This window comes from Paenibacillus sp. FSL R5-0475 (genome assembly GCF_038004585.1).
GTDB lineage: Bacteria > Bacillota > Bacilli > Paenibacillales > Paenibacillaceae > Paenibacillus_AQ.
This window is the reverse complement of record NZ_JBBORK010000001.1, coordinates 2,513,472-2,525,589: the sequence shown is the minus strand read 5'-3', so window position 1 is coordinate 2,525,589 and position 12,118 is coordinate 2,513,472. Positions and strand designations below refer to the sequence as shown.

8 protein-coding genes are annotated in these 12,118 nt (G+C 41.9%); 5 read left to right on the top strand and 3 right to left on the bottom strand.

The genetic code is table 11. The annotated features are described in order from the left end of the window. Positions 1-83: 83 nt before the first annotated feature. Positions 84-4,196 (top strand): S-layer homology domain-containing protein, encoded by a 4,113-nt coding sequence (locus MKX41_RS11365; RefSeq protein ID WP_340970491.1) that lies wholly within the window; start codon positions 84-86, stop codon positions 4,194-4,196. Positions 4,197-4,308: 112 nt separating this feature from the next. On the opposite strand, the gene MKX41_RS11360 is transcribed toward MKX41_RS11365, so the two are convergent. Beyond that, positions 4,309-4,794, bottom strand: coding sequence for a DUF2975 domain-containing protein (locus tag MKX41_RS11360; RefSeq protein ID WP_340970489.1), 486 nt, complete (start codon positions 4,792-4,794; stop codon positions 4,309-4,311). Between the two features lie 221 nt (positions 4,795-5,015). On the opposite strand from MKX41_RS11360, the gene MKX41_RS11355 reads away from it, so the two are divergent. From MKX41_RS11355 to MKX41_RS11345, 3 genes are read left to right on the top strand one after another with little or no spacing between them, the layout of a single operon-like run. Beyond that, positions 5,016-5,534 (top strand): ankyrin repeat domain-containing protein, encoded by a 519-nt coding sequence (locus MKX41_RS11355; protein WP_340970486.1) that lies wholly within the window; start codon positions 5,016-5,018, stop codon positions 5,532-5,534. Position 5,535: 1 nt separating this feature from the next. After that, positions 5,536-5,898, top strand: coding sequence for a DUF4180 domain-containing protein (locus MKX41_RS11350; RefSeq protein WP_076283444.1), 363 nt, complete (start codon positions 5,536-5,538; stop codon positions 5,896-5,898). 31 nt (positions 5,899-5,929) lie between these two features. Next, positions 5,930-6,307 (top strand): iron chaperone, encoded by a 378-nt coding sequence (locus MKX41_RS11345; RefSeq protein WP_339265224.1) that lies wholly within the window; start codon positions 5,930-5,932, stop codon positions 6,305-6,307. A gap of 85 nt (positions 6,308-6,392) precedes the next feature. Here MKX41_RS11345 and MKX41_RS11340 read toward each other — a convergent pair whose 3' ends face one another. Then, positions 6,393-7,331 (bottom strand): ArsR/SmtB family transcription factor, encoded by a 939-nt coding sequence (locus tag MKX41_RS11340; protein WP_340970483.1) that lies wholly within the window; start codon positions 7,329-7,331, stop codon positions 6,393-6,395. A 145-nt stretch (positions 7,332-7,476) separates the two neighbouring features. Between MKX41_RS11340 and MKX41_RS11335 the strand changes: the two genes are divergently transcribed. Beyond that, positions 7,477-10,230: a glycoside hydrolase family 2 protein gene (locus tag MKX41_RS11335; RefSeq protein WP_340970481.1), complete on the top strand. Its 2,754-nt coding sequence runs from the start codon at positions 7,477-7,479 to the stop codon at positions 10,228-10,230. Positions 10,231-10,327: 97 nt separating this feature from the next. Here the strand turns inward: MKX41_RS11335 and MKX41_RS11330 are convergent, their stop codons facing one another. Then, a complete protein-coding gene (locus tag MKX41_RS11330) occupies positions 10,328-12,022 on the bottom strand; it encodes a M3 family oligoendopeptidase (protein ID WP_340970480.1) in 1,695 nt (564 codons plus the stop codon). Between the last annotated feature and the right edge of the window lie 96 nt (positions 12,023-12,118).

The following is a 12,118-nucleotide window of genomic DNA, read 5'->3' as shown; positions in this document are numbered from 1 at the left end:
TTTTCGTTTATCATAATTTTGTATAATACTCTCGATTATTGTCGAAATGATGACATGATTTAAGCTAGAGGGGGAAAAAGAGTTTGAAGCCATCATTTATGAAAATAGGCATTAGTATTTCGTTAGCCACTGGAGTTGTGGTGCAAGGTGTGGGACCGATCCACACTCAAATAGTGAGTGCAAAATCGGACTTTGGTTGGATCGTGAATAGCCCAGCTGTGATACCGTCCATCAATGAAGACGATTCTTCCAACGCAGGCGTTGTTGTGTCTAGTCTTTTGTCGGGTAAGGTAACTGACCCAGCTTCAACAGGAATTGCTGTGGTGTCTTTTGATAATACCAATGGGGCCTGGCAATATTACAACACGCAAGCAAATATTTGGTATAATATTGAGCCAGTGTCTGACGCTAAAGCTTTTCTGCTGCTGAAATCGGAGAAAATTCGTTTTGTCCCCGCTAAAGACTGGAACGGAACAGCTTCCATTGACTTTAAGCTATGGGACACAACAGCAGTCGGCTATCAAAATTATCAAAAAAATGCGAATACCACTGTTTCTGCAGCATTCAACCCAGATCTAGGCACTGCTACAATTACTGTAAATCCAGTGAACGATGCACCTTATCTGACTGAAATGAATGGCGGGGATTATCTTAGTTTTGACGGCAATGGGGATTATGTGACGTTCCCAGATCAACTGTTATACAAGAATTCTTTTACAATTGAAGGTAATTTAAAAGTCAATGGTTTTAATACCTGGATGAGATTCTTCGAATCTTCAATCGCAGAGCAGAACCACAATATTTTTGTGGGCTTTAACGGCAAAAAAATGCATTTCATCGCTTACACCAATAAAGGAGATATTAATGTCACAGACGATTTCCCGATCTCCAAGTGGGTACATGTCTCGATTGTTTATGATCACAGTCAGAAAAAGGGGCGTATTTATTGGGATGGTGTTCTTAAGGCAGAAGGGGCTATGGATTTAAGTACAGTTGGAAATATGGCACGTCCGAACAACTGGCTTGGTAAAAGCACCTGGAGACAGGACGGAGATTACAGCGGTGGGATGAGAGACGTAAGGTTTTGGAGTAAAGCTAAAACCCAGAGCGAAATTGTTCGCGAAATGAACGTCGATTTGAATGGATCAGAGCCTAATCTGGCTTTGAACTATAAATTTTCGAATAGCAATGATGGTATTATCGCTGTCAATACACCGGCTGGTTCAGCTAAGAACGGTTCAATCACTGGTGCTAGCTGGAAGCAGGACACAGGCTTCATGGGAAGTACTACAACGGAAAAAAATAAATCTGTATCACGCTCCTTTAAGGTCATTGATGTGGATGGGGATGACCTAAATGTATCAGCTACATCTTCTAATACTTCCCTAATTCCGAATAATGGACTGAAAGTAAGTGGAAGTGGGGATGTGCGGACGTTAGAAATAACACCAGCGAAGAATGCCTACGGAAACAGTGTGATTACTGTTACTGTAAATGATGGCACTATAAGTAGTTTGTACACCTTCAATGTGCAGGTAAACGATGTGGGAGATGTCCTCGTAACTGGAGTGACTTTGAATAAAACATCACTTAGTTTAACAGAGGGAGAAGCAGGAGATACACTAAATGCTGTAATAGAACCTGCTAATGCCACGAACAAAACCGTGATCTGGAGCTCCAGTGATGCAACTGTGGCGACAGTTGTGAATGGAGTGGTCACCCCAGTTGGCGTTGGAACGGCAACGATAACAGCAACAACAACAGACGGAAGTTATACTGCGACATCCACCGTAACTGTGAGCGCTCCAATTGTGAACGTAACCGGAGTGAAGCTTGATCAGGAGATGCTCGACTTAACTGCTGGTGAAGCAGATGCCTTACTAAAGGCGACAATAGAACCTGCAAATGCGACAGATACAGATGTGATCTGGAGCTCCAGCGATGAAACTGTTGCAACAGTCGTGGATGGAGTGGTTACACCAGTTGGTGAGGGTATAGCAATTATTACTGTAACGACTAAGGATGGAAGTTTTAAGGCTTCAACAACTGTGAATGTGGCAGCACCTAAGCCACCAATTGTTATAGTAACCGGAGTAACCTTAGACCAGCCAACACTTGATTTAACAGTTGGAGAAGGTGATAAAACGCTACAAGCGACAGTCGCACCTGCCGATGCAACCAATAAGGGGGTAATCTGGAGCTCCAGTGATGAAACGGTAGCTAAGGTTGTTTACGGAGTAGTAACCCCGGTTGGTGTTGGAACAGCCACCATTACGGTTACGACTAAAGATGGCAGTTTTACTGCTTCAACAACAGTACATGTAAGTGAACCAATTCCATCAGTTGTGAATGTAACTGGGGTGAGGCTAGATCAGGAGACGCTCGATTTAACAGCTGATGAAACTGTGGGAATACTAAAAGCGACAATAGAGCCTGCAAATGCAACAGATCCAGACCTGATCTGGAGCTCCAGCGATGAGACTGTAGCCAAGGTTGTGAATGGAGAAGTAACTCCAGTTGGTGAGGGAACAGCCATCATTACAGTTACAACGAAAGATGGAAGTTATAAAGCTTCAACAACCGTTACTGTGAAGGCTCCTGCTAAGCCAATTACAGCACCGGGTATTCCAACATCCGTAACTGCAACTGCAGAAAATGGTAAAGCGATCATCACCTTTACACCGCCGGTAAACGATGGTGGAAGTGAAATCACAGGATATATTGTAACGGCTCATCCGGGAGGGCTGACGGTTACGGGTAATGGAAGTCCGCTTACAATCAGTGGTCTTACGAATGGTACAAGCTACACCTTCACGGTACAGGCCATCAATAAGGCTGGCTTTAGCGAATCATCTGCTGAATCTAATACAGTCATCCCGAGCGCTCCATCCAGTGTTGATGTTCCTTCTCAACCAACTCCATCAGCAACGCCGGCACCTGTGGCAAATGATGCTTCCATTTTAATCAATGGTAAAGCGGAAACCGTGGGAACTGCGACGAATGGTAAACGGAATGATCAAACGCTAACCACCATTGCTTTAGACCAGAAGAAGCTGGAAGACAAGCTCGCCGCTGAAGGTAAAGGTGCTGTGGTTTCTATCACTGCCACTAGTAAATCTGATGTTATCGTTGGCGAACTAAACGGACAAATAGTTAAAAATATGCAGGGAAATCAAGCTGTACTTGAAATCAGAACGGGAAATGCGACATTTACACTGCCTGCTGGGCAGATTGATATTGACGCCTTATCCGCGCAGATTGGCAAGTCTGTAGCTTTACAAGATATTAAAATACAGATTGAAATCAGCGCACCAACTGCCGATCAAGTTAAGGCATTAGGAGCTACTGCACAAAACGGATCATTTTCATTAGTCGGCGCACCAGTAAACTTTACAGCTAGAGGTATTTACGGAGATAAGAGTATTGAACTATCCCAATTCAATACGTATGTGAAACGTACGATTGCTATTCCGGATGGGATGGACCCGAATAAGATTACAACCGGTGTGTATATTGATGCTGATGGCTCAATGCGTCATGTACCTACTAAAGTGATAGTCATTGAAGGCAAATATTTTGCTACAATCAACAGCCTTAGTGGTGGCACTTACTCTGTAATCTGGCATCCGCTTGAATTCAGTGATGTTGCTAATCACTGGGCAAAAGATGCAGTGAATGATATGGGTTCCCGTTTAGTTATCGAAGGGACTGGCAATGGTCAATTTACACCTGATCAAGCGATTACCCGCGCAGAGTTTGCGGCGATTGTCGTTCGCGGTCTCGGACTAGGATTGAGTCAAACAGCAACACCATTTTCGGATGTTAAAACTACCGATTGGTATAACAGTGCGATCAATACTGCATATGCATATCAATTAATCAATGGTTTTGAAGATGGCATGTTCCGCCCTGATGACCAAATTACCCGTGAACAAGCGATGCTAATTATCGCCAAAGCGATGAAAATTACAGCGCTAAAGGCTAACCTTCCTAATCAATCCGCTGAAGGATTCTTGAACCCATATACCGATGCCGGCAAAACATCTGACTGGGCGATTAGCGCAATTGCTGACTGCTTGCAGGCAGGCGTAATCATGGGACGAAGCAGCAATGTACTTGCTCCCAAGGATGATATGACCAGAGATGAGGTTGCAGCGATCGTTAAGCGGCTTCTTCAAAAGTCTGATTTAATTTAAAAATTGGCTCACAATATACATTAAAAAGAAAGAGTATTCATTCGATAACCTTCGAATGAATACTCTTTTCTTTTGGCTATATTAAATTCTAATGTTGATATTTGACTGTTAATCATACATTTTTTGGCTTTATATCTGGGTCATTTTTTAATGGCTTTTGAAGTGCGTCCACAATGGCTGCGATGATACTTGTTGCTAAAAGACCCATTAGACATAATGATGTAGGACCCGCTGCATCATCACTATCTGTAACTTTAGCAAGCACCCTTAAGCTTACTATTCCTAACAAAATGAGGAAAATGACTGTAAAAGCACATTTCTTTATAATCTTCAAAGAGTTAAGGGATAATTCAGAGAAAGCATTGTTCTTTTCAATGTTGTTTAATAGTTTATATGCTTGATACAGCGCAACAGAAAACGCAATACAGAATCCGTAAGCACATACTAAAAAGGGAATCAGGAAGTAAGCCGTATCTGGATGTACTCTTGCATCTCTTACCGCTATCTCAGGCAACCAGATACACAAAGCAAGCACTGCAATTCCAACCAGAAAAATAATTACTTTTAAGAAAGTGGTTGAACCTCGTTTAACATTCATTTAAAACACCTCACTTATTTAATGACTTCATGATTTTAGCATTTAATTTATTGATTTACAATAAATTTGTATTGTTTTTTGTGTTTGTTATTTTACGAGAAATGGTTATCGTCTTTAAAAGACGACAACATCATTTCTTCTTGTTAGCAGGAGAATGGCTTCACTATCCAGAAAAAATAAGCTAAATCATTTCTTCATCAATTGAAAAGAGGCGAAATCTAATGGAACTACGGCAAAGTATTAATGAAGTTTTTCAGTCGGCACAACATGGCGATGCTGCACGACTAACAGAAATTTTAGAATTCCATCCGGCTCTTGCAAATACGGAAAATAACGAGGGCCTTACACCTTTGGGATATGCAGCACATTTCGGTAAAGAAGCAGCGGTGCAGGTATTGATAGACCATGGTGCTGAGGTTGATGCAGTATCCCATTCCAAGATTAATTTCATTCCTTCTAATACTGCACTTCATGCTGCAATTGCTGGGGAGCGGAATATGGGTGTTATCCAACTGCTATTGAACAAGGGTGCTCAGACACATATTTTTGATAGCGAAGGGCACACTGTCTTACATTCTGCAGCTTTTCATTCGGATAATGTGGAGCTGATACGCTTGTTAATCGAACACGGAGCTGACATCCATGCTAAAATTGAAGGTGGTGAATCAGTATTAGCTATAGCTATCCAACAAGGAAACCACAACGTAAAAGAATTTCTTATTGAAAAAGGAGCAATTTAGAATGCAAATCACATTAAACCGTAAAGACAATTCAACAGTAGCTTTGATTTCCAGCGAGGGTATTGTAATTAATAATGTGAATGATGCATTGGATCTAATGGCAAACGTGAGATATCAAGAATGCGATAAAATGATTCTAAGAAAAGAGCAAATCACAGATGATTTTTTTGAGTTAAAGACGGGGCTTGCCGGAGAGATTCTTCAAAAGTATACAAACTATCAGATGCGAGTTGCTATTGTGGGAGAATTTACTGGCTATAATAGTAAAAGTCTGAATGATTTTATTTACGAATGTAATCAGGGGAATAAAATATTGTTCAAGAGTACAGAAGACGAAGCATTGGCAGCACTTCATCAAAGTTAAATATGAACTTGAAACAGAGAGGGGACTTACCATGGACGCTAAAATCACGTATGAATCGATCGATGACTATATTTCAAAGTTTCCATCTGAGATTCAGGAAATCCTTAGTACAATAAGAAAAGTAATAAAAGAAGCGGCACCTGAAGCGATTGAAAAGATTAGCTATCAGATGCCTACTTTTACACTGCACGGAAATCTGGTGCATTTTGCGGCTTTCAAAAACCATATTGGATTTTATCCAACGCCTAATGGTATTGACGCTTTCAAAGAAGAATTATCAGTCTATAAAGGAGCAAAAGGATCCATTCAATTCCCTCTTAATCAGCCGATGCCCTATGAATTAATTAGTAAGATCGTGAAATTTAGAGTGGCTGAGAATATCAAAAAAGCTGAAGATAAGCGTAAGTAATTGGTGTGTAAAGAAAACATTGTCCACTGGCACATCTGAAGCTTTCGATCTACTCTGGTTTCAGGTGTGCAATTCTTACGTGTTATCATGTACCCGATACTGAACGACGCACAAACGACAGGATAATATCCTGTGAGTAGTCTCCGAAACCACTTCCGAATAGATTAAGTCCTCGTCTATTGAGGGCATCCTCGCGAATCTCAAATCGTACTCGAATGGGCTCATTAAATGCCAGCTTCAGTGAGCTAATTGTAGTAGGGGAAGAAGCAGTTCCATTTATTTTGCTACCCTGTTCTGAGATACTCCACTCTGTCAGCATTCCATATTCTGTACCACCCTTCCATCGTTCGGGTGTTAACTTTCCTTTCCGGTTACCGAAATCTGATGGACAAGTCCAAGTACCGACATGTAGGTCATTTATAGCTAATGTGATGTCACTTGCCCAATCTTCCCGAAATGCAGGTGCTTCAGAACAAACCTCAGCCGAAATCCGAATCTCATCAAGCTCGACACCAGGGGGTAGTGGATTGGCAAAATAGTATTCGACATAGCCAGAGTCAGCGAACCATAAGAGAGATGCATCAACTCGTTCCGGCATGTAGAATACCCGTGGATCATCCTGAGAACCGATGACTCCGCCGTCTTTTCCAGCCATACCACAAGAGGGTTGAATAGAACAGTGGGAGAACATCCCGATGGGCATATGTATTTCTTCCGTTTGATGCAGACCATCGCCTAGCTTCGAAGGAAGATCGAGATGGATGGATCGGCAGGTGACCGCACATATTTTCTCGCGATTTGCACCCTGTGTAGATGAAATTAAGTTAACTTGCTCAAGGGTCTGTACATTGATTGAAATTGTTGGTTGAGCTACGCCAAGTGTCTCGGCCAATTGACTGACACTCATGGGCTTGTCACCAAGGGCTTCAAGAATACGGACTCTGACATCTCCAGAAAGTGCTTTAGCAACATCTAAGATGCGTGATGCGGGGTACCGTATCGTTTCTTGCGAAATATCATTCATTGGTTGTATTCCTTTTCGTTAGGATAGGTTGAGGATATTGTACACTGAAGATTCTATATTGTAAAATTATAATATACATTGCGAATTTTATATACTGGTGCTAAAATGAGCTCAACTTCTTATTTTGAAAGGCTGTGCTCATATCATGACAACTTCCGTACTGAATGTTGAGAGTCTTCCGATTCCTCGTCCCGAACATCCGCATCCACATTGGCAGCGCAACGAATGGATGAATTTGAATGGGGAATGGTCATTTAGCTTTGATCCGAGCAATGAAGGAATTAGCGAACATTGGTATTCCAATTCCGAAATCGCTTACAGTTCGATGATTACTGTTCCTTTTTCTTGGGTAAGTCCATTATCAGGTATTGGCAGTGATCATAAAGGGATAGGATGGTATCGGCGGACTTTGAAATGGCAGACTACCGACTCACAGACACGACTATTTTTGCGATTCGGGGCAGTAGATTATTCATGTGACGTTTGGATTAACGGAGTGCATGTTGGTTCACACCAAGGTGGATATGGTTCATTTGAGTTCGAAGTTACTCAGTACTGGGTTGAAGATTTAGACAATACAATTGTCGTTAGAGTAGAGGACTTCGATCATGATTACCAAACGCGTGGCAAACAGGGTTATGGAGAAATTCGCGGAATCTGGCAGCCCGTATGGCTAGAATCTCGCCCTCAGACTTATATGAAAGATGCTAAGTTTGTGACTACTATTGATGGGCAAGTGAACGTGACCACAAGAATCTTTGCACAAGAAAATGGATCGGCAGATTTCACGCTGAAATTCGCAGAGAATTCTATATTGCATACTGAGAAAATAGATCTTATCGTCGGGGAGAATGAATTTAAGCTCTCTATTCATATAACAGATCCAATTTTGTGGAGTCCAGATACACCTTATTTGTACGAAGGCGAACTACAACTTAGCGGATCTTTTGGCACAGACACAGTCAGTACCTATTTCGGAGTTCGAGAAATCCAAACTGTGCGTTTTGATGAGCGTGGTTATCGCTGGATTACCCTCAATGGTAAGCCGATTTATTTAAACGGTACCCTTGACCAGTCTTATCACAAAACGGGATATTTCACTTATCCGTCTGATGAAGATATGCGGGATGAAATCTATCTAATGAAACGTTTGGGACTGAACTTTGTGCGTATTCATATCAAGCCAGAAGAACCACGCAAACTATATTGGGCGGATAAACTGGGTATTTTGGTGATGGAAGACATGCCTTGCTTTTGGGGAAATCCCGATGAAAAAGCACGTAACGCGTATGAACATGAAGCACTTGAGATTATTGAACGAGACTATAATCATCCATCGATTTTCTCTTGGGTAATGTTTAACGAGACATGGGGTTTGAAGACGAACGCTCAGGACACTAGTCTGACGAGTGATTTACAGCAGCAGACTAGTTATCTCAAAGAAACACAGGAATGGGTTCGGGAAAAATATCGTTGGGCAAAACGACTAGATCCATCTAGAATCGTTGAAGATAACTCACCTTGTAACTATGATCATGTGGAATCTGATATCAATACTTGGCATTTCTACATTAATGGTTATGATCAGCTTAGAGCTCATTTGAATGAGGTTGTAGACAAAACTTTCCCAGGTTCAGACTTTAACTGTATCGGAGGTAATGTACAATCTGATGCCCCGCTGATGAACAGTGAATGTGGAAACGTATGGGGTATCGAAGGCGGGGCAGGGGATAGTGATTTAGCATGGCATTACCGCTATATGATGAATGAATTCCGGCGGCATGATAAGCTATGTGGTTTCGTATTTACCGAATTTCGCGATGTTACGAACGAGTTCAATGGTTATTATCGGTTAGACGGTAGCGATAAAGATTTTGGTTATGATGCCTTTGTTCCAGGGATGACGATTTCTGATCTACATTCTCCGGACTTCATCGTGATCGATGCACCGCCATGCCAGACAGTAAACGCAAAGGATGAAGTTAAAGTTCCACTTCTTCGTTCCAGTTTCTCAGATAAATATCATGGACAGCATTTACAGGTGAAGTGGGAACTTTGGTACGACAATTTGGGAACACGAGTTGTTACACAAAGTGAGCATATATCAGTGAAGTGGGACGGATATGGAGTAGCAGATTTACCACCACTTTTTATCATTATGCCCGATCAGGATGCAGTTGCAGTGCTGGCAGTTTCTTTGATAAATAATAAGGGAGAGGTAATCACTCGCAACTTCATTACGTTTGATGTAAGAAGCGGTAATCAGGGTGTAAGGTTTGAAGGGGATGGAGATTGTATTAGTATCCCTGTTGGTGCGTATAAAGAACACAACTTTGAACAACAATGGGAAGCTATTCAATGCGCAAAAATCAATGGAGCTGGGCAAGGCCGTTATGCATATGATGTAACTCTTCCAGATGGTATGGAGAAAAAGATGATTAGCGAGATCGAAATCATGTTCGAAGCCAGCGCAAAGCGAGTATTGGCTCGAAATGTTGAAGGCGCAAAGCAAAATGAAATGGGACTTGATCTCATGCATGGTGCAGATGCTAGGGTGGAGTATAATTCGAATACGTATTATATGACCGACGAAGAACGTCATCCTTCACGTGTGAATGTTCTGATAGAAGGTCAACGGATTGGCTCCTTCTATTTGCCAGATGATCCGGCCGACAGCCGAGGTGTATTATCTTGGCATTATCAGCCATTAGCGAATAAGTTGGATGAGGCGGGCTCTTACGGCTATCTGTGTAAAGTAAGTGTACCGGGGCAGTTAGCAGCTAAACTAGATCGCAATCGTACTTTCCGTTTGGAGCTTCAAGCAGAGGGTGGAGGCTTAGCCTTATATGGTCGCAATGCGGGTCGTTACCCTATAGATTTATTGATTCGTTATCGATAACATACATGGGTGAAGTTGATCATTCAATTCTAAAAAAGCAATCCAAGCCATAAGGCAAGGATTGCTTTTTTTTGTGATGAGCTTATCAGTGAATGGATTAAAGCTCTTTATCATTAATGCTGTTCAGCCAACCTTCAATATCCCCAATAACGGAGCTAATGCAGCCATCTTCAAATGGTGAGGTCAGACCCGCTAGTTCAACCAGTTTAATAAAGGACTTGCTTCCACCAGCTTGGCATAGCTCCAAATAATCGCTCCAAGCAGATTTGAAATCTTCGTTCGAACGTTTCCAGAATTGGAAGGCACATAGCTGTGCTAGTGTGTAGTCAATGTAGTAGAACGGTGAGGCAAAGATGTGGCCTTGTTTATGCCAGAAGCCCCCTTGTTCCAGATAAGTGTTACCTTCATAATTACGATGTGGTAAGTATTTCTTCTCGATGTCTCTCCAAGCTTGTTTGCGTTCAGCAGGAGTAGCTTCAGGGTTGCTATAAACAAAATGTTGGAATTCATCGACAGATACCCCGTAAGGAATAAACTGAAGGCTGTCAGATAAGTGATTAAAACGGTATTTATCTGCATCTTCTTCAAAGAACAAATTCATCCAAGGCCAAGCGAAAAATTCCATACTCATGGAATGAATCTCGCATGCTTCATAGGTTGGAAAAGCATATTCTGGCACATTAATATTGCGGCTTTCATAAACCTGGAACGCATGCCCCACTTCGTGAGTTAAGACATCAATATCCCCAGAGGTTCCGTTGAAATTTGAGAAAATAAAAGGGGCTTGGTATTGGCTGAAATAGGTGCAATATCCGCCGCCTTGTTTTCCTTTTTTGCTTACTAAATCCACCAGATTATTGTCCAGCATGAAGGTGAAAAATTCATCCGTTTCAGGGGAGAGTTCTTTGTACATCTTCTTACCGTTAGCTACAATCCAGTCTGGATCTCCTTTAGGGGTAGCGTTCCCGGTCTTAAAGCTAAAGTTCTCGTCGTAATATTTCAATTCATCTAGACCCAGTCGTTCAGTTTGACGCTTCTTTAATTGCTGGGAGACAGGTACGATATATTCAAGAACTTGTTTGCGGAAATTAGCAACCATATCAGCATTATAGTCGGTACGCATCATACGGTCATAACCTAGCTGAACAAAGTTGCTGTACCCAAGCTTTTTAGCTATGCGGTCACGGACCTTGACGAGCTCGTCATAGATGCGGTCAAATTCAGCCTCATGTTCGGACATAAAACCAAATCGAGCTTCAGAAGCGCTTTTACGCATATCACGGTCTGTAGACAATTCGAAAGGTGCGAGTTGAGGCAGTGTACGCTCTTCACCTTCAAAAAGAATCTTGGCAGATGCGATAAGCTGGGAGTATTCAGTTGATAGTTTGTTCTCCAATTGTAAATCTTCAATGATTTCCGGACTAAACGTCCGTAGCGATACTTCAGCAAGCTGGAGTAACTGTGCACCCCATTCCTTTTCAAACTCGGCTCTATATTTGGAATGTACGAGTGCTTTGTAGTAGTCAGTTATGTATTCCTGAACGACAGGCCCGATTTCGTCCATGAATTCTTGTTCGGCTTTGTAAAATTCATCTGTCGTGTTGATAGAATGACGAACGCTAACCAATGTCTGCATCGTGTCAAACTCATTGCGAAGCTTGTTAATGGCAGTGACGGAAGCTTTTTGCACCTCTAGTGGTGATGTGTCGTTGAGATCTTTCAGCAGGGCGTTAAAGTCTTGCTTGAATTTCTCTACATCCGGTCGCTCATAGCGGTAATCATCAAATTTCATAAAAAAATCAACTTCCTTTCTATACCAGATAGTCTCTATTATATAATCTGAACAGCCATTTACGATAGACCTGTGTAAGCTTTTTATGGTCGGAAA

Bases quoted from the DNA above. Each gene is read 5' to 3' on its own strand.
- MKX41_RS11360 (WP_340970489.1), bottom strand. From the start codon at position 4,794: ATGAATGTTAAACGAGGTTCAACCACTTTCTTAAAAGTAATTATTTTT.
- MKX41_RS11330 (WP_340970480.1), bottom strand. From the start codon at position 12,022: ATGAAATTTGATGATTACCGCTATGAGCGACCGGATGTAGAGAAATTC.
- MKX41_RS11350 (WP_076283444.1), top strand. From the start codon at position 5,536: ATGCAAATCACATTAAACCGTAAAGACAATTCAACAGTAGCTTTGATT.
- MKX41_RS11340 (WP_340970483.1), bottom strand. From the start codon at position 7,331: ATGAATGATATTTCGCAAGAAACGATACGGTACCCCGCATCACGCATC.
- MKX41_RS11355 (WP_340970486.1), top strand. From the start codon at position 5,016: ATGGAACTACGGCAAAGTATTAATGAAGTTTTTCAGTCGGCACAACAT.
- MKX41_RS11335 (WP_340970481.1), top strand. From the start codon at position 7,477: ATGACAACTTCCGTACTGAATGTTGAGAGTCTTCCGATTCCTCGTCCC.
- MKX41_RS11345 (WP_339265224.1), top strand. From the start codon at position 5,930: ATGGACGCTAAAATCACGTATGAATCGATCGATGACTATATTTCAAAG.